Source organism: Rhodococcus sp. IEGM 1306, assembly GCF_036541985.1.
Taxonomy (GTDB): domain Bacteria; phylum Actinomycetota; class Actinomycetes; order Mycobacteriales; family Mycobacteriaceae; genus Rhodococcus_F; species Rhodococcus_F qingshengii.
On sequence record NZ_JAZHFF010000004.1, the window covers coordinates 108,554 to 133,306 of the forward strand.

Below are 24,753 nucleotides of genomic sequence, written 5' to 3' on the forward strand. Positions count from 1 at the left end.
AATGGTAAGCGCGTGGCGGACTTTCCGTTCCCTTCCGAGCTGGATCATCCCGCTGGTCCTGGCGGTAGTGATCTTGCTGCTCCCGGTCCTCGGGCTGGATCTGTCGACATCACGGCAGATTCAATTGGCCTGCATCCTGGCACTTGTGGTCAGTGGCCTGAACCTGAGCCTCGGCTTCGCCGGTGAACTGGCGCTCGGCCAGGCCGCGATGTACGCGGCCGGTGCTTACACCGCGGGTCTGATGTCCCAGGCCGGTCACACCGACATTCTGCTCCAGCTCGCTGCCTCCGGAGCTGTGGCGCTGGCGGTCGGTATCTTGACCGGTGTTCCCGGTCTGCGCCTGGGCAACTGGTCCCTGGCGATGACGTCGTTCTTCCTGGTCCTGCTGGTACCGGACGTACTGGCGATCTTCGGCGGTAAGACCGGCGGCCGAAACGGCCTCACCGGTATGGAACCGCCGACGCTCTTCGGTTCCGAACTCGATACTCAGCAGTACTACATGGTGGTCGTCGTCGTGACCGTCCTCTGGTTCGCGGTGATGCGCAACCTCGTGGTCTCACGCCACGGCATCGCGTTCCGCACGCTCAAGCAGTCGCCGGTTCTGGCGTCGTCGCAGGGTGTGTCGGTGTTCCGGATGAAGCTGCTCGGGTATGCGATCGGTGCGTTCCCGGCGGGTCTGGCGGGTGCGCTGTTCGCCAACACCGACCTGTTCATCTCGCCGGAGGCCTTCGGGTTCACCTTTGCCACAGCAGTTCTGGCGGCGTCGATCCTGGGCGGGGCGGCAAGTGTGTACGGCGCCGTTGTCGGTGCCGCGATCATGCAGCTCGGCCCCAACCAGTCGACGGCGTTCCAGGAGTACTCGCTGATCTTCTACGGCGGCTTCCTGATCATCGGCGGCGTGCTGCTCTCCGGTGGTTTGACCAAGGTCGGACGAGCGATCGTCTCGAAACTCGATCGCAAGGCCGGCCTGGGCGTAGTCACTGCAAAGGAAAACGGCGGTGGGACACCGGAACTTGCGGCGATCAACGGCGCTCGGTTGGTGGTCGACGGAGTGTCCAAGGCATTCGGTGGTAACCAGGCACTCAATGCGGCAACGTTGACGGCCGAGGCCGGTAAGGTCACCGCGTTGATCGGACCCAACGGTTCAGGCAAGACGACCATGCTCAACATGATCTGCGGGTTCTACACCGCCGATGCGGGTGTGATCACGATCGGTGACACGGTGGTCTCGCAGTCGTCGCCGCACAAGGTGGCCCGTGTGGGTGTGGCGCGGACATTCCAGACTCCGACGATTCCGGAGAACATCACGGTTCTGGAAGCTGTTGCATCCGGACGCTATTCGGTGCACCGCGCGTCGATGGCGTCGGCCGTGCTTCGTCTGCCCAGCTTCCGCAGGATCGCAAAGGCCGACATCGTCGAGGCCGAGCGTGTCCTCGAACTCGTGGGGATGTCGCACCTACGCAACGAGATCGCGACGTCGCTGCCCCTGGGGATGCGACGCATGCTCGAGGTTGCTCGCGCCGTCATCGCCGAGCCGAGGGTCGTCCTCTTCGACGAGGTGGCATCCGGACTCGACGAGGACGAACTCGAACGCCTGGCAGACCTGATCCGGGTGCTGCGTGATGCCGGGGCCACAGTGGTGTTGGTGGAGCACAACTTCCGCCTCGTCCTCTCGTTGGCCGACGAGATCGTGGTACTGGCTCAGGGACAGGTGATCGCTACCGGTGACGCCGCGACGATCGAACATCACCCACGCGTGTTGAGCGAGTACCTCGGAGTGAAGTCCGGCGATGAGGAAGCGCTTCTCGAAGAAATCGGCGCGGTGGACCATCAGACCAGTGAGGTGAAGTGATGGAACCGATTCTGAAGGTCCGCAACCTGCAGACCGGGTACGGCGATCTGCGCGTCGTCTGGGACGTCTCGTTCGACGTCTATCCCGGTCAGGTGACCGCCCTGCTCGGACGCAACGGAGCCGGCAAGACGAGCACGCTGCGTGCCCTGTCCGGCCTCAACAAGGTGGCTTCTGGAACCGTCGAAATGGACGGCGCCGACATCACCGGAGTTCCCGCGCACAAGCGGGTGCGGCAGGGAATGGCATACGTGCAGGAGGGCAAGCGGGTCTTTCACAAGCAGACCGTCGAACAAAACCTCCTGCTCGGTGGCTATACCCGCAAGGTGAAGCGCAGCGAACTCATGGAGTCCGTCGAGTCCATGTACGAGATGTTCCCGATCCTGGGGGAGAAGCGTTCGCTTCCCGCCGGTTCCATGTCGGGCGGTCAGCAGCAGATGCTCGCGATCGGCGCAGCGCTGATGGCGCAGCCGAGGTTACTCCTTCTCGACGAACCTTCGGGCGGTCTCGCTCCCGTGATCGTCGGTGAGGTGATGGACCGCGTCCAACAACTCAAGGAAACCGGCCTGGCTGTTCTGCTGGTCGAGCAGGCAGTCGAGGCTGCGATGAGCGTCGCCGATCACGTGACGGTCCTCGACATCGGCAAGGTGGTTCTCGACGCCGACGCCAAGGACATCGACGACCTGGCAGTGCTCAAGGATGCGTACTTCGGACGAGTCTGAACGGCACTGACGACTTCAGCCCGGCCACCTCGGCCGGGCTGAAGTCGTTTCCCGCTCCGTGGCACGGTCGCTGGCCATCTCTCGGCCGTGGATTTACCGTCCTGCAAACAACTCCCGCGAGAGGCAAACTTGATGACCGCTGCTCCCGACGTACTCGCCCCGGCAAAGCTCGGCCCGGTGACCCTTCGAAATCGAATCATCAAGTCCGCGACATTCGAAGGCAAAACTCCCGACGCCCTGGTCACGGATGAGCTGATCGAATTCCATCGACGCCCGGCAGCCGGTGGGGTCGGGATGTCCACCGTCGCGTACTGCGCCGTCGCACCGGAAGGACGCACCGAATACGGTCAGCTGTGGATGCGGCCCGATGCTCTCCCCGGGCTACGGCGGCTCACCGATGCCATTCACGCCGAAGGTGCTGCTGCGTCGGCGCAGCTCGGGCATGCCGGTCCCGTGGCGAACCAGAAGTCGACCGGACTGCCCGCGCTGGCACCGTCGAGTTCGTTCAATCCGTTGAGCATGAGGATGATTCGCACTGCCACGACAGCGGACATCACCAGAATTGCGGCGGCGCACGGGAGCGCTGCGCGACTTGCCGTCGAGGCAGGATTCGACGCCGTCGAGATCCACTTCGGTCACAACTATTTCGCGAGCTCGTTCCTGAGCCCGAAACTCAACCGTCGTAAGGACTCCTACGGCGGATCACTGGAGAACCGGGCTCGCGTCGTACTCGACACCGCGCGCAGTGTGCGCGATGCCGTCGGCGACAAGATCGCCATCCTGGCCAAGCTGAACATGGACGACGGTGTGCCAGGAGGATTTTGGGTCGACGAAGCAATCCAGGTGGCGCAGTGGCTCGAAGCATCCGGAAGCGTCGATGCGCTCGAGTTGACGATGGGTAGCTCACTGCTCAACCCGATGTACCTGTTCAAGGGCGATGCGCCGATCCGCGAGTTTGCCGCCGCGATGCCGCAACCTGTTCGACTCGGTGTGCAGTTGGTGGGTAAGAGCATGTTGCATACCTATCCGTACAAGCCGCTGTTCATGTTGGAAGAGGCTCGGCAGATCCGTGCTGCGGTGAAGCTGCCGCTCGTGCTGCTCGGCGGTGTCACGGACAAGGCTGGAATGGATACGGCAATGGCGGAGGGATTCGAGTTCGTCGCCATGGCACGGGCGCTGCTCAGAGAACCGGATCTGATCAATCGGATCGCAGCCGAATCCGATACCCATTCACTGTGCATCCACTGCAACAAGTGCATGCCCACTATCTTCAGTGGTGCCCGCTGCGTGTTGGTCGAACGCGTCTGAGCTGGTCAGCGCACACCACGTCCCGACATCCATGCGGATACCGGGTCGTGGGCCGTAGCGGATCAAGTTCGTGGGTGCTTCGACGCTTGGTTCAGTTCTGCGTGAAGACGTCGTAGGAGGCATTCATCGTGGGGTAGCCGGTGGCCATGTAGTCGGTGAGGATGACGTGCGTCGGGTCGCCGATGATGCGGGTCCCGTCGAGGGTGGGGTTGCCGGCGTAGTTGTTGGCCGCCATCACGGTCTGGACGCCGTCGGCCACGTTGTAGGTGACGTCGACACCGATGCCTCGGGGATCGCTGCTGTACGCGGTGACGATCTCGGTGGTGTGCGGGGCGAGGTAGGAGCGGGGGCCGTTGATCCACTGTCCGTAGGGGTTGGACGCGCTGTCCAGCAGCATCGGGTTGTCGGTGTTGTTGGTGATGGTCATGGCAACCGTCGGGCCGTCGGTCGGCATGGTGCCGGCGTTGGCGATCGCTGCGGTTCCCAGAGCGGTTCCGCCGAGAGCGAGGGCGATTGCGGTGACTGCTACGAGGCGAGTGGTGTTGGTACGCATGATGTCTGCTCCTGGGATGGTGTGTGGTTGCCGTTCTCGGCGATGAATCAATCTTGTCGCGAATGAGTGCTGCTGTATGTCCGCCGACGGGGCCGCGGCGGGGTTGAATCGTCTGTCCCCCGATCGGGGGAGGCGCAAGTGCTCGCATTGCTGATACGGGCGTGAGAAAGTGAGCAATGCGAGAAGGCACGAAGCCGGTGGTCGGCAAGGTTTCCGTGGTGGTCGGCGACGATCACCCGCTGTTCCGTGAGGGCGTGGTTCGGGCTCTGACCGGCAGTGACAGCATCGACGTCCTGGGCGAGGCCGACGACGGCGCAGCAGCGCTCGCAATGATCCGCGAACTACGCCCGAAGGTGGCGCTGCTCGATTTCCGGATGCCGCACCTGGACGGAACTCAGGTCGCCGCCGCAGTGGTCAGAGACGAGCTTCCGACCAGGGTGCTACTGCTCAGCGCTCACGACGAGTCGTCCGTCGTCTATCAGGCTCTGCAAGCCGGCGCTGCCGGGTTCCTGCCGAAGGAATCCACTCGCGCCGAGATCGTGAGCGCCGTACTCGACTGTGCCGCGGGCCGAGATGTGTTGCCGCCCAGCATCGCCGCCGGATTGGTGGGGGAGGTCCGGCGTCGCAGTGAACCTTCCGGTCCGACGCTCAGTGCCCGCGAACGTGAGGTTCTCGGATTGATCGCGCAGGGCGCAAGCATCCCGGCCATCGCCGCACAGCTCTTTCTCGCGCCCTCCACTGTCAAGACCCACGTACAGCGCCTCTACGAGAAACTCGGAGTCAACGATCGAGGCGCCGCCGTCGCCGCTGCGATGCGACAGGGTCTGTTGGAGTGAGCAAGCGTCACCGGATCACGTAGGTGACATTCATGGCCGGGTAACCCGAGGTCATCGTCACCGTGACGTCGTGGTCGTCGGTGGCGTACGTACCGCCGACATCTGCCCTGGTCTTCGAATTGGTGGCACTGAAGACGAACACTCCACCGTCGTCGGAGCGGTACGTGAGCACGATGGGGAAGTCGTTCTGGTTCTTACTGGTGGCGACTACGTTGACGTTCGTGTTGGGGAGGATGTAGTCCGCCGGCGGGACGACCCAGTCGCCGTTCGGATTGGACGCGTCGACCAGATACAGGGCCCCGCGACCCGAATTGCTGATCATCGCCGTCGTGACGGATGTGTCGGTTATCGACTTCACCGTGTTCGCACCGGCGGCGCGGGCAACCAGAGCTGCCATGCTGAGGCCGGAGAAGGAAATTGCTTCGGGTCGAATTGTGTTGGTGCTCATCATGTTCTCCTCGATTTGTCGGTCTCGGTGACCGTGTGTTTCGGTGATGAGACAACTATGGCCCCCAATTCCCTTCGGGTCTGTCCGCCTACCGGTCCCAGTGCCGGACGACATCGGTGTCCTCCGATCGGTGGACAAACCCGCCTCGCCCGCCCACCCAGTGTCATGGGGTGGAGGCTCCGCCCACCCAGTGTCATGGGGTGGAGGCTCCGCCCACCCAGCGGGAGAACCCGTTCCTCTACCAACCAACCCACTCGTAGCGTGACCACCATGACCGATCCTGACTTCTCCACCGCACCACTCGACGTCGTAGTCATCGGCGCCGGCGTCGCCGGCATGTACGCCATGCACCGACTTCGCGAGCAGGGGTTGCGTGTCCACGGCTTCGAAGCGGGCTCCGGAGTGGGCGGCACGTGGTATTTCAACCGCTACCCGGGCGCACGCTGCGACGTCGAGAGTTTCGACTACTCCTACTCGTTCTCCGAAGAGCTGCAACAGGAGTGGGACTGGAGCGAGAAGTACGCCGCGCAACCGGAGATCCTGTCCTACCTCGATCACGTTGCCGATCGTTTCGACCTACGCAGTGGGTTCACCTTCGATACCCGTGTTCAGAGCGCACAGTTCGACGAGGCTTCGTCGACGTGGCGAGTGCGCACCGACGGTGGTCATGACGTCACCTCACGCTTCGTGGTGTGCGCCACTGGCAGCCTCTCGACCGCGAACGTTCCGAACATTGCAGGTCGGGAGACTTTCGGCGGTGAGGTCTTCCACACCGGCTTCTGGCCGCACGAGGGCGTCGATTTCACCGGCAAGCGAGTGGGAGTGATTGGTACCGGATCGTCGGGCATCCAGTCCGTTCCCTTGATCGCCGAGCAAGCCGAGCACCTCTTCGTGTTCCAGCGGTCCGCGAATTACAGTGTGCCGGCGGGAAACACACCGCTCGACGACAAGCGGCGCGCCGAGATCAAGGCCGACTACGCCGAGCGTCGAGCACTGTCCAAGCGCAGCGGCGGTGGATCACCGTTCGTCTCGGACCCGCGCAGTGCGCTCGAGGTGTCCGAGGCCGAGAGAAACGCGGCCTACGAAGAGCGGTGGAAGCTCGGCGGTGTCCTGTTCGCCAAAACCTTCGCCGACCAGACCAGCAACATCGACGCCAACGCCACGGCAGCAGCGTTTGCCGAGGCCAAGATCAGATCGGTGGTCGAAGATCAGGCCATCGCCGACTTGCTGATCCCGAACGATCATCCCATCGGGACCAAGCGGATCGTGACGGACACCGACTACTACCAGAGCTACAACCGCGACAACGTGAGCCTGGTCGATCTCAAGAGTGCACCGATCGAGGCAATCGACGAGGCCGGGATCAAGACGGCCGACGCCCACTACGAGCTCGACGCATTGGTGTTCGCCACCGGTTTCGATGCGATGACCGGGGCACTCGATCGCATCGAGATCCGTGGCCGCAGCGGCGAGACCTTGCGAGAGAACTGGCATGCGGGTCCGCGAACCTATCTCGGCCTGGGAGTGCACGGCTTCCCGAACCTGTTCATCGTCACCGGACCCGGTAGCCCGAGTGTGCTGTCGAACATGATCCTCGCTGCCGAGCAGCACGTCGACTGGATCGCCGGCGCGATCGACCATCTCGATTCCAACGGCATCGACACCATCGAGCCGAGCGCCGAAGCCGTGGACACCTGGCTCGAGGAGTGCTCGCGTCGGGCGTCGGCAACATTGTTTCCATCCGCGAACTCCTGGTACATGGGAGCCAACATCCCGGGAAAGCCGAGGATCTTCATGCCCTTCATCGGAGGCTTCGGTGTCTACTCCGACATCTGTGCAGACGTGGCAGCAGCGGGATACCGAGGCTTCGAGCTGAACAGCGCGGTGCACGCATGAGTCGTCTCGAAGGCAAGCGGGTGCTCGTAACGGGTGCTGCCGGCGGAATGGGACGTTCACACTGCGAGCGGCTCGCCGAAGAAGGCGCGTCCGTGATCGCGTTGGACGTCGAACAGGCACAATCGGGGTTGGCGGAAACCGCTCAGGCAGTGCGTGATCGAGGCGGTGTCGCGGTCACCGGTGTGGCGGACATTCGGGACTTCGACGGCTTGGCCGCAGTAGTGGCCGAGTGCGTTACCGAACTCGGGGGTCTGGACGTCGTGGTCGCCAACGCCGGCGTCTACGACACACCGGGGCCGTCGTGGACCATCGAACCGGCAGTGTGGAACCGATCACTGGACGTCAATCTCACCGGGGCGTGGCACACCGTCAAGGCCTGTGTTCCGCACTTCGGCGACGGTGGATCCGTCGTTCTGGTCAGCTCGACCGCCGGAATCAAAGGTATTGCCGGAGCGGGTCATTACAGCGCCGCCAAGCACGCTGTGGTGGGTCTGGCCAGAACGCTGGCCAACGAGTTGGGGGCGGAGGGCATTCGCGTCAACTCCGTGCATCCGGGTTCGGTACGTACCCCGATGATCATCAACGAGCGAGTGTTCGCGAACCTGTGCCCGGACATCGAGAATCCCACCGAAGCAGATGCTGCTGCAGTACTGAGCGCACGCAACCTGTTGCCCGTTCCCTGGGTCGATCCGGTGGATGTCAGCAATGCCGTCCTGTTTCTCGCATCCGCGGAGTCCCGTTACATGACCGGCTGTCAGTTGGTCGTCGACGCCGGCCTGACCCAGAAAGTGTGAATTGATGACTTCTCGATTGGAAGGCAAGATCGCGCTGATCACGGGTGCGGCTCGGGGAATCGGGCGGGCACAGGCCGTGCGTTTTGCCGAAGAGGGCGCGGACATCATCGCGGTCGACGTGTGCACGTCGGTGGAAACGACAGTCACGCCGCCCGCAACGGAGGCCGACCTCGACGAGACCGTTGCGCAGATCCGGGCGATGGGGCGAAAGGTCGAATCTGCGGTAGTGGACGTTCGGGATCTCGAGGCACTACGTAGTGCGGTGGACTCGGGGGTCGAAGCGCTCGGCGGACTCGACATCGTGTGCGCTACAGCCGGTATCACGTCCTCCGACGGGGCACTGACCATGTCGGAAACGATGTGGCAGACCATGCTGGACGTGAACCTGACCGGGGTGTGGCACACCACGACGGTCGCGGCTCCGCACTTGATCGAGCGAGGTGGGGGATCGATGACTCTCACGAGCTCCATCGCCGGACTTCGGGGGCTGGTCGGGGTTGCGCATTACACCGCAGCCAAGCACGGTGTAGTCGGTCTGATGCGTTCGCTGGCAAAGGAACTGGCGCCGTACAACGTGCGGGTCAACACGGTCCATCCCACCAACGTCGACACCCCGATGATTCAGAACCCGTTGGTGCGCGGCAAGTTCCGCCCCGATCTCGAGAACCCGACGCGGGAGGAATTCGCTGCGGCCGCGATGACGATGAACATGCTCGCCATTCCGTGGATCGAACCGGTGGACGTAGCGAACGCTGCTCTATTCCTGTCTTCCGACGAGGCCCGCTACATCACGTCGGTCGCCCTGCCGGTGGATGCGGGTAGTTCATCCCGCTGAAGTTCTGAACAACAGAAGTTCTGAACAGCTGAAGTTTTGAATAGCGGAGTTATGTCACGCTGAGATCTGCCACGGTGTGTAGCGTCGGGTTCAACTGACCGAAAGGCGCACACCGTGGCGGAACGACGCTATCTGGAAGTTACCGTCGGGACCAACATCGTCATGGTCCTCGACCACCGCACGGTGGAGGTCTTCGACCGCACCGCTGCGAGCACGAGCGAAGTGGCTCGCTGGCATGTCGAACACATTGCGGTGAAGGCGAAACCGTCGAAGTCGGGACTGAAGCTCACCATCGGAAACCGGCTCGCCGACGACTCCATCGCGGTAGCGGGTCCACGGGCGTCAATGACGGTCCCGCCGGAGAATGAAGCCGCCGTCATCGCGTTCTTCGACGAGGTCAAGGCCGCTCGGGTGTGAATCGGCAGAAGACCTTCGGCGCGGATGATTCGGGTTCTCTTGTCGAGCACGTCGTACGGTGCCACGAAGCACGCTTCGGACGCACTGTCGTCGGGCTCTCGGGAATCGAGGCGTCCGGAAAATCGACGATCGCAGAAGAGTTGGCTGACGGTATCTCGACGGCGGGCCATGACGTCGTCACGATCCGTGGCGACGAGTTCTCGACTGCGAAAGCCGTACGAAACAACAATCCCGACACGGTGCGTGGGTATCTCGAGGATGCGTACGACTATTCGATCCTCAGCAGTCGTGTGCTGGTGCCGCTACGGTCGGCCGAAGTTTCCGACATTTCCTACGTCTCGACTGATCCGGAGACAGACGAATCGGTGGTAACGAAGGCCCGGGTTCCAGATCGTGCCATCGTGCTCGTCGAGGGAGTTCTGCTTTTTCGGGGACTGATGCGAGATCAGTTCGACCTACGAATCTGGGTTGAAACCAGCTTCGACGAGTCCTTGCGGCGTGCGAAGGTTCGTCCGCGCGATGTGAGCTATTACGGGACCGCCGAGGCGATAGTGTCCCGGTACGAATCCCGGTTTCATCCGGCGCAGAGGATTCATCTGCGTGACGATCGACCACAACTGACGAGCCACGTGATTGTGCGCAGCTAGTCAGTCGAAAGGCCGACGGTATCAAGCTTGGCGCGCGGCAGCGTGGGCCCCGGCGACACGGCCGAATGCGAAGGCGTCGGCAATGTGGAATCCACCGTCCTTTGCCGCGCTGTAGGTGGAACTCACCGCGCCCGCCGCATACAGTCCCGGAATCGGGCTACCGGCGGTGTCGAGTACGCGGGAATGACCGTCGCGGCGCGGCCCACCGCTACTCCATCCCAGCAGCGGTGGCCCGGAGACGGCGTAGAACGGAGCGGTCGCTATCGGAGCCAAAGTCTCGGGCTTGCGACCGAACGAGTGGTCTACGCCGTCTGTGCACGCCTCGTTGTAGCGGCGCACGCTCGTTTCCACGACTGTGGGGTCCAGTCCGAGCTTCTCGGCGAGCTCGGCAAGCGTGTCCGCCTTGACGATCCAACCCTTGTCGATCTCGGCTTGATTGTCCGAACTCCACTCGTACCCTTCGTCGAGGACTCTGTGTCCGACGGGCAGTGCGTCACGGCTGGGGCTCAATCGTCCGGCCAACCGCATCGTCTCGTCGAAGACGATGTTCATCGGTTGCACTGGAAAGTGTTGGTAAGAGCCCTCTCTGAACACATGACCGTGCCGCATTTCGGCTGACTCGTCGGTGAAACGTCGACCTTCCCGGCTGAGGAACACGTAATTATGTGCATTCCACAGCGCGAGAAAGAAACCCGTGGGATTCTCGGGATCACCGGGGATTCCCGTAATGGTCATCATGTTGTTCATATGCCACAGATCTGCGCCCACTGCCTGCGCCATGCGGTGGCCGTCGCCGGTTGCCGACGGTGAGCCCCAGATCTTCGGATTCTCCAGACGCAAGTAGTCGCGCACCATGGCCGGATTCGCTTCGAATCCTCCGGTGGCAAGAATGACGCCCCGGCGCGCCTGGATCTCCGAAGTTTGTTCACTCGAACGGACCTCGACTCCGGTCACCGATCCGGATTCATCCGTCAAGAGTCTGGTGGCTTCGGTGTCGAAAAGAGTGGTGATGCCGCGTTCAGCGAGAGCGGAAACGAGGAAGCGGTAGAGAAGTTCATTGCCCATCTTCCCTTCGATGGTGTCCATCCCTGCGTAACAAGAACTTCCGTCGAGTTCGCCGTACTCCGCCGTGGAATGGAAATCGCCGGTCATCGCTACAGATGCATCCAGACTGCGGAGCCAGTCGGACAGTCCTTGCGTATTCTCTGCCCAGGCGTCGATGACATCGTCGGCAACGGTGAACGATCCGTTCAACGAACGCAGGAAGGTGCGGGCGGCAGCAGGGTCCTGGTTGACGAACCATCCACTGCCGGACAGTCGAGTATTGCCGCCCGCGGCATCGCGTCCGCTCTTCTCCAGAATCACCACCGACGCGCCGTCAGCGTGTGCTTGGAGCGCTGCGGCCGATCCGGCAGCGCCCGATCCGATGACGAGTACGTCGACAATGTTATCCATGTCACAGAAGGTATTGCGGAATGGTGGTGCGGCGAACCCACCTTCCCGATGAGCGAGAAAGCTAGTGATTGACGCCGCAGAGACGCCCCGCAGAGACGTCGGGGCCGGGTGGGGTATACGCGTTCAGTGCATCGGGGGTGGCGCCAAAGTGCGACATCGCGCTGTGACAATTTCGAGACCCTAGCGTTATGAATGTAGATGTGTCGGCGAAACCTGCCGGTGGCAGAGTTCGTCTGGAACGCAGTGACCGACACCGTTGGTTATCCGACGCACAGTGATTCATCGCTGATTCGGGCGGTGGGGCACGCCGAGTCCAGACAAGAGGCTTTCATGACTACGATCAACGAACGTTCTTCAGCTGCAAATGTTCTCGATCTCTTCGACAGCGCCGGCCGAGAAGGGTATCGGTACAGTATCGACGTGGAAAGCTACACCCCTTCCTATGCGGTACTGAGGCTTTCCGGAGAATTGGACATGGGTCAGCGTGTGGAATTGGTGCATGCGCTCGACCGACTTCTCCTGGTCGGCACCGATATTCACATCGATCTCTCCGGCGTGACCTTCATGTCGTCCGGAGTGGCGAATGCCGTTGTCGACGCTGCGGGGCGTGGCAACAACCGCATTCGCTTGTTTGCCCCGACGCGCGCGGTCTCCATGATTTTCCAGGCTCTCGGTGCCTCCGAACTCATTGCGGGCGATGCCGCATCGACTGCTGATGCTCTCGGTGCTTGAGCCGGAAACAACTCCGACGAACGATGTGAAGTGAGCAGTGCTCGACACGCGTTGACTTGGTTTCCTGGTCTGATCTGCGTCTCGATGTGCACTTTGTGGCGCGCGATCAGGTAGTCGTCACCGGGTTGCGCCGTGATTTGCGGTAGTCTCTTTCAGTGTCGAGCAGCCGGCGCCGCCATCGACGCGTCCGGCCGCATGAACGCTTGGTGGTCCCGACTCGTAGTGAAGAGCCACACCATGGCGTATGACACCAGCAACGGTTCGACATCGTCGAATTCTCCGATCACCCAGTTCTCCGATGTGATTGGTCTGGAAGTAAGCATGCAGTTCGCACCGATACGCCGCCTCGACGACCACGCACTTGCAGGTGCCGAGCTGCAATTGCGTGGGCCTGACAATTCCTCTCTGTGTTCGGCGCATGCCCTTCGCCGCGCCTCGCAATTGATGCAGCAACGCTCGGAATTCGACAGTCACAAACTGGCCATGTCCCGTACTACACTCGCATGCACCGTCGCGGATCGCCTGCCGTTACTGGTGGCCGTTGACTCGGCTTCCCGAGCAGCTCTGAACGCTTCTGGTATCGAAGGAACGACGAGAAATCTGCAACGGATCGTCATCACGGTTGACAGCGCATCGGTGCTTACCGATCCCCACAACTCTCTGGCAGTGATCAGAGAAGCCCGCGCGTGTGGGCGTCTGATTGCACTCGATGGTGTCGGCATCGACAAGCACTCGGCGACGCTGCTGTCTTTGGTCGAACCCGACATCATTGTCACTTCCGCGGAATTACTTTCCAAGGCAGCATATTTCGAAGTCGGAACGACGGTACATGCGCTCGGTGCCTACGTCGAGCGATCGAACGCGATTATCCTTGCCGAGGGTGTCGACTCGGAATCCGCCCGTCTTGCCGCAATCACTATCGGAGCCACATACGGAACGGGTGAGTTGTATCCCGCAGTCGACGATCCGAGTTCACTGTTGTCCGAACCGGTCGTCGCGATGCCCGACAGTCCGGTGTGGAGTGATCCCATCCCCGACGTCGGCACTCCCTACTCGATCGTGTCTGCTCACAGCCAGGTCCGGCGCGGTACCAAGCGACTGTTGATCCAACTGAGTAAGTCCCTCGAAACGCAAGCCGCCACATCGGGTTCCTCGATGCTTGTTCTGGGCACCTTTCAACAAGCCGAGCATTTCACCGCATCCACAGCAGCACGGTGGCGTCACCTCGCCGATACCGTTGGGTTCGCCGGTGTCTACGGTGTCGGACTGTCCGTGATGCTCGACGGTAAAGTGCAACACGCACCGCTCGACCCAGGTGATGATCTTGTCAACGAGTGGACGGTCGTCACTCTGGGACCACATCATGCGGCGATGCTGTCGGCGCGAGATCTTCATGACAACGGGCCAGATCTTGAGCGTACCTTCGACTTCGTGCAAACCTACGATCGCACCACCGTCACCCAGGCAGCGCACTCTATCCTTCGTCGCTACCCCAAGACGAATTCGTGAACCCGGTGCCGATGTTCTCGCAGTTCGCCGCGAGCGCTGCCAGAGCGTTGATCGTGGCTAAGGACTGGACGGGCGCCGCGCCACGTTTCTATTGCTGCAGAGTTGGCATTTTCGGGTCTGAATTGTCGATGACGCAGTCCGCTCGGCTCCAGGGTCGTGCGGCCGCGAAGTAGAGCCGTTGGCCACCGACATATCTGTTCATCGACGGATGTTCCGGATCTGCGTTCGTTCCGTCGCGAAGGTGCATTCGCTGCGCGGTGACCTCGAAGGGCACGTCGAGGAAAATCGAGTAGTCCCATCTTTCGGCGAGTTCGTCACGATGCAGGAACAGGCCCTCGACGAGGACTATCGCTCCATCGGCTGCATGCAGGTACGCGGCGCTGTCCCGTCGTAGCAGGTACTCGCGGGTTCCTCCCGGTGTCAGTGGGTCGAGAACATGGCGTTCGAGGGCGTCGTAGTCGTAGCTGTCGAGCCAGAAGCCTTCCGGCGATTGCCGACCTCTGCGATGACGAATCTCCGGCGGATTGAGGAAGTCGTCGACGTGAATGACGATGACGGGGCGTGCATTCAGCTGTGCTGCAAGATTTTTCGCGAATGTCGTCTTGCCGCTCCCGTCGACACCGTCGATCGCGACGAGGGGAGAGCCGCGCAAGGCGGAGATTTCGGTGGCCAGGATTTCGAAGGCCGTCGCGGTGCTCATCGAGGAGTTCTTGCCGCGCCCGTGGCGACATCGAGAGGTCCCGTGTCGTACAGGATTCGGTGGCCGTCCGCGAGAACGCGTCGAGTGCCCTCGTCGAGGGGAACGTCCGCCCAGCTTTCGGTGGCGAAGTTCAGTTCGACGAGGAGTCCGGACCGCAGGCGGAAACGCCGCTCTCGGACCGGCCCCCAGTTCGCGGCGCGGACGAACCGCGCGTTGGGACGGATTTGCATGAACCAATCCCCGTTCACAACCGCGTCCGGATCTTCGGCCAGGATCATCAGATCGACATCACTCGCCATACGCTCCGCGCCGCGCGCGTAGGACCCGACCAGGGCTACAGCTTTGACGTCATCGTGCTCGGCGGCCCATCGTTCGACGTCGACGATCAACGCGTTGACCGCGCGCCTACGTCCTTTCAATCGTGCTGACATGCCGGGTATCTTTCCTCACCAATGGGCAATCGATCCTATTCCTGCCCATATCCTTGGGGGAGTTCCGTGACCAACCCTGGGGAGAAAACGCATATGTCCACGACGAATGAAGGCAGTCGATGAAGGCAATCATCGTGTGCACCTCTGTCTCTCACGGCAATACGCGGCGGATCGCCGACGTCATCGCAGAGGTTCTCGATGCTCGCGTGGTCGAACCGGGCGAGATCGACTCCGCGGAGCTCGCCGGCTACGACCTCGTGGGCTTCGGGTCCGGAATCTATCTGCGCTCGTACCACGAAGATCTACGCTCGTTCATCGACTCGCTCGCCGTAGAACGACGATCCAAGGCTTTTGTCTTTGCTACCAGTGGTTTTCCCGACAAGGGGATTCATCGCTTCTCGCGTCCGCTGGTTCAGCTGCTCGAACAGAAGGGCTTCGATGTGGTCGCCGCCTTCTCGTCCCGTGCGTGGGATACGTATTTTCCGTTCAAGCTGTTCGGCGGAATCCGCAAGGGGCGGCCGAACGCCGACGACCTGGAATCGGCGCGCACGTTCGCCGAAGTGCTACGCGGAAGCGTTCAGGACAGCTTGCCCGGCACTGGATAGCTGCGCAGGCTCATCTCGAGCTCTCCGGCGTCGGCGAGATCGTTGATCGTCTGGCGCAGAGCACCACACGTCCGTTGAGCATTGGCACGGCCGTTCTCGCGCCCCAGTTCCGGGCACACCTCTTGCGACTCTTCGAGCCATTGGACGCTGGTGTGCGCGTCGCTGTACTTCTCCACCAGGACACGATTTCCGCAGTTGCGGCAACTGACCTGACGCATCAGCGTGCGATCAGATCGGCCGGTGACCAGAAGGCACGCATGCTCGTGATCTTGGCGTCCGCGTCGAAAGTCATGACGTCGATCGGTTCGACCTCGTAGATCTGATCGCCGACCGGCGTGACGACGCGGAAGTGGAAGGCCGCGCTGGATCCGCTCACCCGCAGGGTCAGCAGTTCCGTCTCTTGCGAACCGCCCTCGAGAGCGCCGTAGAACTCGGTGATCGCTGCCTTGCCGACTCGGGGTTCACTGCCGACCGGGTCTTCGAGTGTCGCGTTCTCGGCGTAGAGGGCGGCGATGTCCGCTGACGATCCGCGAGCCACGGCGTCGAGGTAGGTGGTAACCGTCGCCGTGATCGCGGCCGTGGTGTCTGGTTCGAGAGTGGTCATCGAGTTAGTCCGATCAGTCGAGAAGTTCAGGGTCTGACAACTACTTCGGACGCTATCGGTGCTGTCTCGATTCGGCGCCGGCATCTCCCACGCAGCGGGACAGCCTGAGCGCTCAGGCGTCGAAGCGTCCGAACCCACCGCGGTAGAACAGAAGCGGACCGTCGTGGCGCAGCACGTTCAGATCGGTGATGCGTGCGACGACGATGGTGTGATCACCGGCGTCGTGCTCCTGCTCGACCGTTGCTTCGATGCGGGCGAGCGCGCCGCTCAGCGCCGGAGCGCCGTTGCCGGCGGCATCCCATTCGACGCCGAGGAACTTGTCCGTCCCGCCGCGTGCGAACGCCGAACACATGTCCTGCTGATCGTGTGCCAAGACGTTGATGCAGAGAGTCCCTGTTTCGCGAAGCTTCGGCCAACTCGTCGACGTCTTCGCCGGGCAGAAGGAGAGCAGCGGGGGATCGAGAGATACCGAGACCAGAGACTGGCAGGTGAAGCCGAGGGGCGACTCTCCATCGTGAGCGGTGATGACGGTGACGCCGGTGCAGAAATTGCTCATCACGTTGCGAAGTGTGCGTCCGTCCAGAACTGGCGGCTCGGCGTTTTCCACGGTCATGTCGTCTCCTTGTTCAAACTCTGCAAACAGCTTCGGAAACAACGATGTGTGGCGGCGCGGCGGTAATCCAGCGGCAGTCCCACTCAATGGCAGCAATGGCTTCTCGGCACGGGTCCGGGCCGACCGAGTGCCAGGTGGAGGGGCCTCACGCAAATTTGATCCCGCTCAGCGGTCCGTTCGGATTCTACGAAACCAGCAAATCACCAGTGATTGTTAGACTTCGGGCATGTCCGAACCTGATGACGTGTCCCGAGGACTTCCCGCTACCAGCTGGGCAGTGCTCGGGATGCTGACGTTCGGGGAGGAACTGACCGGAAACGATTTGAAGAAGTGGGCCGACTGGAGTGTCGGCTTCTTCTACTGGAGCCCGTCCATCAGCCAGGTCTACGCAGAGCTGAAGAAGCTCGAAAGCATCGGATTCGTGGAGTCCCGGGTCGTCTCCGAGCCGGGGGTGCGGGGCAAGCGCCTCTACTCGATCACCCAGTCGGGAACTGACGCCGTCCGGACGTGGTCACGCGAGGCGCCGGTGGAAGTTCCGGTGCTCAAGCACGGCGTGATGTTGCGTCTGTGGATGGGACATCTCAACGAGCCTGAACGACTGAAGGCCCTGGTGGAAGCCCACATCGCCAATGTCGAAGAGCAGATTCGACGCGCGAAACTTCACGCAGATCATGCCGAGAACGAGCCGGCGTGGTCGTTCCCGGTCATGACACTGCGCTGGTCGGAACGGTACTTCCGCGCAGAGATCGAACTTGCTCGCGAACTACTCGAAGACATCGACCGTGCGTCCGCCGAGTTCGCGAACGTTGCCGAGCACGACCGACTGGGATCACCGTTGCCCTCGACACCCGGCAGATGGAAGAACGTCGAGGAATACGTGTTGGCACTCGAGCAGGCCGGGCTCACCGGCAACGGCTCGAATATCTGAGTCAGGCTCCGGCTGCGGTCGGCATGTTGCGCAACAGGTGACGACGCTGCAACGTCGGAGTGACACTCAGCGATCCGCCGTCGATGCCTCGCCAAATGGCAGCGGCTGCCATACGGACCGGCGCTGCGCTGACGTGGTCGAGGCGGAGGGCCTTCGACGGCGCGCAGATGGATACCGCGGCAACAGCGCGGCCGATGGGGCCGATCGGTGCCGCAAGACAGCTGAATCCCGGTAGGCCGTTTCCGGATTCGAATGCAACCCCTGACTCGCGGATTCTGGCGAGGTGGGGCAGTGCGTAACCCGAGGACTTCGGCGAACCGAACGCGAGCAGTGCCTGACCGATCGCAGTGGTCTCGGCGCGGCGTCGACCACCCACACGCGTCGGCACCGCGGCGGCGAGGCGTCCGCCGATCTTCTCCATGTAGACCACATCGGGCCCGTCGAGGATGCCGAGGTGGACCACGAAACCGGTGACGCGGTAGAGCTCGTGAAGAAGCGGCATGGCTGCAGCGTGGAGGCGGTCCTGATGAACCGCGAGCGATCCCAGTTCGACGAGGCGCATACCGAGTTCGTAGTCGCGGCCGTCACGACGCAGCCAACGCATCGAGACGAGACGTTCGAGCATGCGGTGGGCAGACGAGCGGGGAAGGCCGGTGCTCCGAACGACCTGAGCGAGCGTCAACCTGCCGGGACCGTCGAAGGCGTCGAGAACCAGCGAGACGCGATCGAGAATTGCTGTCGGGGCCGAATCTCCGCCTAAAGCATCCACAGCCTGCAGTGTCATCGTGTACCTCACTTCTCATAGAGCTCCACAACCAGTGAACTGGCTATTTCAATTAGAAATAGTGTCATAGAGTTGCGGATTTGTGAAGTGGATCACCGGTCTGTTTTCGGGCGCGTCATGGTGGAAACGACGAAGGGGGCTTGCGCGAGCATTCGCACAAGCCCCCTTCGTCGGTTTACTACCGGGCGGGTACTACATAGCTGCCAGTGGTTCGCTTCCGGACCAGTCGTGGCCCCAGTAGCTGTCAGCGGTGATCTCCTCGGAGGAGTACGAGTCCTGATCCACCTTCGCGCCCTCGGTGCCGAACTCGATGTCCCAGCCGCCGGGTGCGCGGACGTAGAAGGAGATCATCTTGTCGTTGGTGTGACGACCCAGGGTCGACGACACGGAGAATCCGTCCTTCATCACTCGGTCGAGAGCCTGGCCGACGGCGTCGAGGGTGTCCACCTCGACCATGATGTGAATCAGGCCGGGTGCGCCGCCGTGCGGTGCCGGGCACAGGGCCAAGCTGTGGTGACGCTCGTTGACGCCCATGAAACGGATTCGCAGCGGGCCGAATTCGGGCGGTGCCGGCAGACGGAACGCGCCGCGTGGGTAGAAGCCGAGCACCTCGGTGTAGAAGTCGAAGCTCGCGGCACTGTCCATCACCGGGAGCACGACGTGGCCGAGACCCTGTGAGCCGGTGACGAATCGAGCGCCGAAGGGCGTCACCACGGGGCTGTGGTCGAGGATCGCTCCGTGGAAGATCTCGATGGCTGCTCCACCGGGATCGGTGAAGGCGATGACCTCTTCGACCCGTCGAGCATCTGCCTCGGCAAGCGAAAGCTGCTCGACCTCGGTGCCGTTCTTCTCGAGGGCCTCCTGAACGCGGCGCAGTGCGGCGTGATCGGCGACCTCCCAACCGATGCTGACGATCTCGTCGCGCTCACCCTCGACGACGACGATGCGAGCAGCACGCTCGTCGAGTCGTAGGTAGAGGGCGTTCTCGTCCGGCCCACTGCCCTTGGCGAATCCGAGAACATCGAAAGCGAAAGTGCGCCAACGTGCCATGTCGTTGGTCGAGATCTTGACGTAGCCAAGTCCCTTGATGTCGGTGTGTGTCATCGTGTTCTGTTCCTGTCGATTTCTCGTGTCGAAGTCTGATCAGATCATCGCCCGCAGCGGACCCTGCGGATCTGCGCCGAGACGGCTCAGTGAGGCGGCGTGGAATACGGTGCCCGGAACGTGAATTGCGTGGTGCTGTCCCGCGTGAGCGTCGCGCCAGAATCGCTGGAGCGGCTTGTCCATCCGTAGTGCGTTGCCACCGCAACGCGGGTAGACCTGATCGATTGCATTGATTGCGCGCCAGGCGGCCTGCACCTGAGTCTGACGTCCCTCGGCGCGCTGCTCGAAAGTCACTTCCTTACCGGCGTCCACCCGATCCCACATGCGGTCGACGTTGGCAAGCAGGGTGTCGCGGGCGGCCCGGATGTCGGCAGTTGCCTGACCGATGGCAAACAAGGTGTACGGGTCGTCCTTGACCGCCGTGCCCTGCGCGTTGATGCGATCGGCCTGGTACTCGTTGGCGTGGAAGAGCATTCCCTCACAGATCCCGATCGTGGCGGCAGTGATGCCGAGAGGGAACATGTTCGACCACGGCATCAGGTACAGCGTCTCGGTGCGCCCGTACTTGCGTACTGCCGTTCCGTCGATGACCTCGTCGCAGTCCATGACACGGTAATCCGGGACATAGGCATCCTTGACCACCAGGTCCTTGGAACCGGTGCCGCGAAGTCCCATGACATCCCACGAGTCTTCGATGATCTCGTAGTCGGTGCGCGGAATGATCACATGGAGCATGCGCGGCGGCATCTCCATGTTGCCGTCCTTGTCGCACGCCATCGCGCCGAGGAATGCCCAGTCGCAATGGTCGGTGCCGGAGGAGAACTGCCAGCGGCCGGAGAACTTGTAGCCGCCGTCGGTCGGGATACACATACCGCCGGGCATGTACGGCGAAGCCATCCAGGTATCGGGATCCGATCCCCAGATCTCCTGCTGCACCTTGGGATCCGCGAACGCAAGCTGCCACGGGTGAACTCCGACGATCCCGTGGACCCAGCCGGCCGAGGGATTGAGCGAAGCCATGCGCATGACGGTCTCGGCGAACTCGCGAGGGTGCGCTTCCATGCCGCCGTGTTCCTTGGGCTGCAGCATGCGGATGGAACCGATTGCCTTCATCTTCTTGGCGGTGTCGTCGGCCACCCGGCCGATCCGCTCGGCCTCGATACCTTCGGCGAAGATGTCGTCGGCCATCGCATTGATCTGTTCGAGCACTTCGTACGTCATGTTGTTCCTTGCATCCAGTCAGGTTGTTTCAGCAGTGTTTTCGACTGCGGATCAGGAGGTTGTCTCGAGCGCCTGGGCGTCACGTGCGGCAACGTTTTCGGCGACTTCCCGCTTCCAGCTCTCCACGGCACGGGTGGTGTCGATCTCGAATTCGAAGCGCTTCGTCATGTCTTCCGTGACGTTCTCGACGTCGGTGTAGAACTGGTTGTACCAGCGCCGCAACTGGTAAACCGGGCCGTCCTCCTCGGAGAGCAGCGGGTTGTCGATCGGAGCCTTGTTCTTCCAGATCTCCACGTCCTGAAGGAATCCCATCTCGACGCCCTCGGTGAACTGCGCAGCCATCGCGGCAGTGGACTCGTCGTCCATACCGGGAAGTTTCTTGACCATCGCGCCGTACTGCAACACGAACGCATTGTTCGAGATGGGGTAGTGGCAATTGATCAAAACGGTTTCGATGATCTGCCCGTTGGCTTCACTCTTGATCCAGTCGATCATGTACGACGGACCGAAATACGAAGCATCCGAACGGAGCACAGCGTTGGGGTCGCCGTAGTTGGTGCCGCTGATGATGTCCTCACGTCCCACCGATTCCATGTACTGGCTCGCGACGTGACCTTCGAAGATGTTCTTGAAGTACTTGGGGAAGGAGTAGTGAACGTAGAAGAAGTGGGCCATGTCCACGACGTTGTCCACGATCTCGCGGCAATGAGAGCCTTCGATGGTGAGCGTGTTCCAGCTCCAGTCGCTCCACTCATCGCTTCCGAAGCCCTCGATGTCGGGAATCGTGACCTCGGCGGGCGGGGGATTTCCCTGGGGATCGTGCCAGACGAACAGCTGACCGTTCTTCTCGAGTGTGGTCCACGCCCGCGTCTTGGCCAGCGGCGGAACGCGTCGTGCGTAGGGGATCGCCGTACATTTTCCGTTACCGCCCCAACGCCAGTCGTGGAACGGGCAGGCGATCGAATCGCCCTTGACGGTTCCATGAGCGAGGTTGCCACCCATGTGGCGGCAGTAGGCGTCGAGAATCTTGATGTCGCCCTTGCTGTCGGCGAAGACGACAAGGCTGGTGCCGAATGCCTCGATCTGGTGGGGCTGACCGTCGCGATAGGTCTTGCTGAGTCCGAGGCAGTGCCATCCACGTGCGAACCGCGCGGGAGGCGCTGCCGCTTCGATTTCTCGAATTTCCTCGCCGGCGCCCGACTGCGTCGGGGCGTCCGTAGTGGTGAGTGGGCCGGTTCCGAGTGCCATGTCTTCCTCCGAGCCGCGTCTTGCGACGCTCCAGTGATGTGATCCGTCTCATACAACGACGAAGCGTCCGCTGGAGATACGGCAGTTCCCGCTGGATGGAACACCCACTCGGTGACCTGCAGGGATTCAGCCGGCGAGTGTCTCCGCGTTGTCGACGGCGAGAGTCGCAGCATTGTCGACGGCGAGAGTCGCCCAGGCCCGGGCAGTGACAACCCCGGTGGGATCGGTGGCGACCAGAGCTACGTCGGTGACGCTCTCGTGGTCCTTCTCGTACGTGGCGAGCACCGTCACGGAGCAGTTCAGGTCTGCTCCCGAGGAGGTCGCGGTGCACCGTCCGCGGAACCGTCGTAGCGATGCGGATCCGTAACGCCGAGCGGCGAAATCAGCAAGGGCAGCAACGGAATCGGCGCCGGCGTCAGTGGTCGGGGCTTCCCGCACGAAGACCTCGGCCACCAGATGCCCGGTCTGATCGTGGTATTCGGTGATTCGCTCGAGTGTCGAACCCAGTGGCCTCACGGATCCGGTGAGCCGTGCGCCGGGGTCGGGGCGTCCGAAGAACACCACATCCTGCTCGACGACGGACCCGTCGCGTGCGGAGCGCACGGTGCCGTACAACGAGTCGAAATCGGAGAGGAGCGTGGTGGCGGTACGGGGAGCAGTTGCCGTGAAGTGGGCGGTACCGAGCTTGGTAGTCATGACACTCTCCGTTGGACGCGACCGAGACGCTGTCGTCTCGGTGGGTACATCGACGCTAACCACCGCTCTGGCGGGTGACGACGGGCTTCCCGCTGATCGGGAGCATTCTCGGATTCGATCGAAGAGGTGGAACCTGTTCCAGTTTTGTGCAATTCTGGATATCGTATCCGTGACCGGGAGCACATCTCGATGACTGCACGCGCCGAGCAGAAGGAAGACCAGATGACAGACGAGTTCGCTGACCTGCACCGACCGGTATACGGTCCGGACCTGCTCATCACCGCTCTGGAACGCAATCACGACAAGCCCGCGCTGTACCTCGGCGACGTGATCCTCACCGGCGGTCAGATGCGCGATCAGATCAGCTGCTTCGCCCAGGCGCTCGCGTCACTGGGAATCACTCAGGGCACCAGCACCGCGATGCTCTCGAAGAATCGCCCCGAGGTCCTGATCAGCATGGGCGCAACCATGATCACCGGCTGCCGGGCGAGCGCCTTGAACCCGATGGGATCGCTCGACGACCACAAGTACATCGTCGACGACGCCGAGATCGAGACCCTCATCTTCGATCCCAATGCCTTCGAAGAGCGTGCCGCCGAGTTGAAGGCGTCCTCACCCTCGTTGACCAACGTGCTCTCGATGGGTCCGTCCGAGGTGGGAATCGACATCCTCGCGCTGGCTGCCACGTTCGAGCCCGCGCCGCTGAAGGCCGCGCACGTCGACGCCGAAGACGCCAGCAGCATGGTTTACACCGGTGGAACGACCGGCAAGCCCAAAGGTGTTGTCGGATCCTTCCGTTCGGGTGCAGCGCTCAATCAGATCCAGATGTCGGAGTGGCAATGGCCCGAGGACAACCGCTTCCTCATCTGCACGCCACTCTCGCATGCCGGCGCAGCGTTCTTCATCCCAACCTTGCTGCGCGGCGGTGCGTTGATCGTCCTGCCTGCCTTCGAGCCCGGTGCTGTGCTCGAAGCGATCGAGAAGCACAAGATCACGGCAACCATGTTGGTGCCCACCATGATCTACATGCTCATGGACCACCCCGATCTGCCCAAGCGGGACGTCTCCAGTTTGCAGACGCTGTTCTACGGGGCGTCCGCGATGTCTCCTGCCAGGTTGCAGGAGGGCATCAAGAAGTTCGGTCAGATCTTCTTCCAGTTCTACGGTCAGACCGAGTGCGGCATGACAATTTCGGTGTTGCGCAAGGAAGAACACCTCGCTGACGATCCGGCCCGCCTCGCTACCTGTGGGCGCCCGGTGCCGTGGCTCGACGTCCGGTTGCTCGACGACGACCTCAACGAGGTGCCGCAGGGAGAACTCGGTGAGATCTGCGTGCGCGGCCCGCTGATCATGAAGGGCTACTGGAAGAAGCCGGCCGAAACTGCCGAGGCGTTCCGGGGCGGTTGGCTACACACCGGCGACATCGCGCGAAAGGACAAGGACGGGTTCATGTCCATCGTCGATCGCAAGAAGGACATGATCGTGACCGGTGGTTTCAACGTGTTCCCTCGCGAGATCGAAGACGTGATCTCGGCGCATCCGTCCGTCGCATCGGTGGCGGTAGTCGGTGTGCCGGACGACAAGTGGGGCGAAGCCGTCAAGGCCTGTGTCGTACTTCGAGCAGGACTGACCGTCGACACCGAGGAACTGGTCGAGAAGGTGAAGGCGGCCAAGGGTTCGGTTCACGCGCCCAAGAGCGTCGACTTCGTGGATTCCCTACCGCTGACACCACTGGGCAAGCTCGACAAGAAGGCCCTGCGCGCGCGGTACTGGGAGACCAGCGCCCGCGCAGTCTAGGAACCAGCGTCGTGTAGCGAA

The 24,753-nt window shown here is 62.2% G+C and carries 27 protein-coding genes; 14 read left to right on the top strand and 13 right to left on the bottom strand.

Annotated features, from left to right (window positions below; translation table 11 throughout):
• Nucleotide 1 precedes the first annotated feature (1 nt).
• The 3 genes from V3587_RS12945 to V3587_RS12955 all read left to right on the top strand — a co-directional run bounded on the left by V3587_RS12945 (nt 2) and on the right by V3587_RS12955 (nt 3,879).
• The gene (locus V3587_RS12945; RefSeq protein WP_095972471.1) at nt 2-1,852 is read left to right on the top strand and encodes a branched-chain amino acid ABC transporter ATP-binding protein/permease; all 1,851 of its coding nucleotides are present in this window, start codon (nt 2-4) and stop codon (nt 1,850-1,852) included.
• Complete coding sequence (locus V3587_RS12950; RefSeq protein WP_050656301.1) at nt 1,852-2,571, top strand: ABC transporter ATP-binding protein; 720 nt, start codon at nt 1,852-1,854, stop codon at nt 2,569-2,571. Before V3587_RS12945 ends, V3587_RS12950 begins: the two co-directional genes overlap by 1 nt.
• Before the next feature lie 132 nt (nt 2,572-2,703).
• Complete coding sequence (locus V3587_RS12955) at nt 2,704-3,879, top strand: NADH:flavin oxidoreductase (RefSeq protein ID WP_200314276.1); 1,176 nt, start codon at nt 2,704-2,706, stop codon at nt 3,877-3,879.
• Between the two features lie 91 nt (nt 3,880-3,970).
• On the opposite strand, the gene V3587_RS12960 is transcribed toward V3587_RS12955, so the two are convergent.
• Nucleotides 3,971-4,432, bottom strand: a complete 462-nt coding sequence (locus V3587_RS12960) for a hypothetical protein (protein WP_283376840.1) — start codon at nt 4,430-4,432, stop codon at nt 3,971-3,973.
• 176 nt (nt 4,433-4,608) lie between these two features.
• Between V3587_RS12960 and V3587_RS12965 the strand changes: the two genes are divergently transcribed.
• Nucleotides 4,609-5,268: a response regulator gene (locus V3587_RS12965; protein ID WP_200314274.1), complete on the top strand. Its 660-nt coding sequence runs from the start codon at nt 4,609-4,611 to the stop codon at nt 5,266-5,268.
• A 7-nt stretch (nt 5,269-5,275) separates the two neighbouring features.
• Here the strand turns inward: V3587_RS12965 and V3587_RS12970 are convergent, their stop codons facing one another.
• Entirely contained in the window at nt 5,276-5,716 is a 441-nt protein-coding gene (locus tag V3587_RS12970; protein ID WP_124567334.1) for a hypothetical protein, read from the bottom strand.
• A 270-nt stretch (nt 5,717-5,986) separates the two neighbouring features.
• Here V3587_RS12970 and V3587_RS12975 point away from each other — a divergent pair, with 270 nt between their 5' ends.
• From V3587_RS12975 to V3587_RS12995, 5 genes are all read left to right on the top strand, one after another.
• Nucleotides 5,987-7,612 (top strand): flavin-containing monooxygenase, encoded by a 1,626-nt coding sequence (locus V3587_RS12975; RefSeq protein WP_235171538.1) that lies wholly within the window; start codon nt 5,987-5,989, stop codon nt 7,610-7,612.
• Nucleotides 7,609-8,406 (top strand): mycofactocin-coupled SDR family oxidoreductase, encoded by a 798-nt coding sequence (locus tag V3587_RS12980; protein ID WP_019749396.1) that lies wholly within the window; start codon nt 7,609-7,611, stop codon nt 8,404-8,406. Before V3587_RS12975 ends, V3587_RS12980 begins: the two co-directional genes overlap by 4 nt.
• Before the next feature lie 4 nt (nt 8,407-8,410).
• A complete protein-coding gene (locus tag V3587_RS12985) occupies nt 8,411-9,241 on the top strand; it encodes a mycofactocin-coupled SDR family oxidoreductase (RefSeq protein ID WP_283376839.1) in 831 nt (276 codons plus the stop codon).
• A gap of 114 nt (nt 9,242-9,355) precedes the next feature.
• Entirely contained in the window at nt 9,356-9,658 is a 303-nt protein-coding gene (locus V3587_RS12990; RefSeq protein WP_019749398.1) for a hypothetical protein, read from the top strand.
• The gene (locus V3587_RS12995) at nt 9,655-10,305 is read left to right on the top strand and encodes a uridine kinase (RefSeq protein ID WP_283376838.1); all 651 of its coding nucleotides are present in this window, start codon (nt 9,655-9,657) and stop codon (nt 10,303-10,305) included. Before V3587_RS12990 ends, V3587_RS12995 begins: the two co-directional genes overlap by 4 nt.
• A 21-nt stretch (nt 10,306-10,326) precedes the next feature.
• Here V3587_RS12995 and V3587_RS13000 read toward each other — a convergent pair whose 3' ends face one another.
• On the bottom strand, nt 10,327-11,760 hold the full coding sequence (locus V3587_RS13000; protein ID WP_283376837.1) for an FAD-dependent oxidoreductase: 1,434 nt from the start codon (nt 11,758-11,760) through the stop codon (nt 10,327-10,329).
• Nucleotides 11,761-12,090: 330 nt separating this feature from the next.
• On the opposite strand from V3587_RS13000, the gene V3587_RS13005 reads away from it, so the two are divergent.
• Nucleotides 12,091-12,492: an STAS domain-containing protein gene (locus V3587_RS13005; protein ID WP_283376836.1), complete on the top strand. Its 402-nt coding sequence runs from the start codon at nt 12,091-12,093 to the stop codon at nt 12,490-12,492.
• Nucleotides 12,493-12,729: 237 nt separating this feature from the next.
• Nucleotides 12,730-14,001 (top strand): DICT sensory domain-containing protein, encoded by a 1,272-nt coding sequence (locus V3587_RS13010; RefSeq protein WP_411742231.1) that lies wholly within the window; start codon nt 12,730-12,732, stop codon nt 13,999-14,001.
• Between the two features lie 88 nt (nt 14,002-14,089).
• On the opposite strand, the gene V3587_RS13015 is transcribed toward V3587_RS13010, so the two are convergent.
• Together V3587_RS13015 and V3587_RS13020 are read right to left on the bottom strand one after the other, a co-directional pair.
• Nucleotides 14,090-14,701 (bottom strand): AAA family ATPase, encoded by a 612-nt coding sequence (locus V3587_RS13015; RefSeq protein ID WP_283376835.1) that lies wholly within the window; start codon nt 14,699-14,701, stop codon nt 14,090-14,092.
• Nucleotides 14,698-15,132 carry a nucleotidyltransferase domain-containing protein gene (locus V3587_RS13020; RefSeq protein WP_283376834.1) on the bottom strand — a complete coding sequence of 145 codons (435 nt, stop codon included), beginning with the start codon at nt 15,130-15,132 and terminating at the stop codon, nt 14,698-14,700. The genes V3587_RS13015 and V3587_RS13020 overlap by 4 nt, the downstream gene beginning before the upstream one ends.
• Before the next feature lie 119 nt (nt 15,133-15,251).
• Between V3587_RS13020 and V3587_RS13025 the strand changes: the two genes are divergently transcribed.
• A complete protein-coding gene (locus V3587_RS13025) occupies nt 15,252-15,737 on the top strand; it encodes a flavodoxin family protein (RefSeq protein WP_019749410.1) in 486 nt (161 codons plus the stop codon).
• On the opposite strand, the gene V3587_RS13030 is transcribed toward V3587_RS13025, so the two are convergent.
• From V3587_RS13030 to V3587_RS13040, 3 genes are all read right to left on the bottom strand, one after another.
• Nucleotides 15,710-15,955 carry a hypothetical protein gene (locus V3587_RS13030; RefSeq protein ID WP_019749411.1) on the bottom strand — a complete coding sequence of 82 codons (246 nt, stop codon included), beginning with the start codon at nt 15,953-15,955 and terminating at the stop codon, nt 15,710-15,712. The two genes, V3587_RS13025 and V3587_RS13030, sit on opposite strands and share 28 nt — an antisense overlap.
• Nucleotides 15,955-16,341, bottom strand: a complete 387-nt coding sequence (locus tag V3587_RS13035; protein ID WP_095972459.1) for a nuclear transport factor 2 family protein — start codon at nt 16,339-16,341, stop codon at nt 15,955-15,957. Before V3587_RS13035 ends, V3587_RS13030 begins: the two co-directional genes overlap by 1 nt.
• 112 nt (nt 16,342-16,453) lie before the next feature.
• Complete coding sequence (locus tag V3587_RS13040) at nt 16,454-16,954, bottom strand: flavin reductase family protein (RefSeq protein ID WP_019749413.1); 501 nt, start codon at nt 16,952-16,954, stop codon at nt 16,454-16,456.
• Between the two features lie 226 nt (nt 16,955-17,180).
• Here V3587_RS13040 and V3587_RS13045 point away from each other — a divergent pair, with 226 nt between their 5' ends.
• Complete coding sequence (locus V3587_RS13045) at nt 17,181-17,882, top strand: PadR family transcriptional regulator (protein WP_019749414.1); 702 nt, start codon at nt 17,181-17,183, stop codon at nt 17,880-17,882.
• Nucleotide 17,883: 1 nt separating this feature from the next.
• Here V3587_RS13045 and V3587_RS13050 read toward each other — a convergent pair whose 3' ends face one another.
• The 5 genes from V3587_RS13050 to V3587_RS13070 all read right to left on the bottom strand — a co-directional run bounded on the left by V3587_RS13050 (nt 17,884) and on the right by V3587_RS13070 (nt 22,935).
• Nucleotides 17,884-18,666: an IclR family transcriptional regulator gene (locus V3587_RS13050; RefSeq protein ID WP_206029392.1), complete on the bottom strand. Its 783-nt coding sequence runs from the start codon at nt 18,664-18,666 to the stop codon at nt 17,884-17,886.
• 192 nt (nt 18,667-18,858) lie between these two features.
• The gene (gene bphC / locus V3587_RS13055) at nt 18,859-19,770 is read right to left on the bottom strand and encodes a biphenyl-2,3-diol 1,2-dioxygenase (RefSeq protein ID WP_283376833.1); all 912 of its coding nucleotides are present in this window, start codon (nt 19,768-19,770) and stop codon (nt 18,859-18,861) included.
• A 39-nt stretch (nt 19,771-19,809) separates the two neighbouring features.
• Nucleotides 19,810-20,991, bottom strand: a complete 1,182-nt coding sequence (locus V3587_RS13060; protein ID WP_019749417.1) for an acyl-CoA dehydrogenase family protein — start codon at nt 20,989-20,991, stop codon at nt 19,810-19,812.
• A 51-nt stretch (nt 20,992-21,042) separates the two neighbouring features.
• Nucleotides 21,043-22,239, bottom strand: coding sequence for a Rieske 2Fe-2S domain-containing protein (locus V3587_RS13065; RefSeq protein ID WP_019749418.1), 1,197 nt, complete (start codon nt 22,237-22,239; stop codon nt 21,043-21,045).
• A gap of 126 nt (nt 22,240-22,365) precedes the next feature.
• A complete protein-coding gene (locus V3587_RS13070) occupies nt 22,366-22,935 on the bottom strand; it encodes a hypothetical protein (RefSeq protein ID WP_235171548.1) in 570 nt (189 codons plus the stop codon).
• A 222-nt stretch (nt 22,936-23,157) separates the two neighbouring features.
• Between V3587_RS13070 and V3587_RS13075 the strand changes: the two genes are divergently transcribed.
• Nucleotides 23,158-24,732, top strand: a complete 1,575-nt coding sequence (locus V3587_RS13075; protein WP_050656320.1) for an AMP-binding protein — start codon at nt 23,158-23,160, stop codon at nt 24,730-24,732.
• Nucleotides 24,733-24,753: the final 21 nt, after the last annotated feature.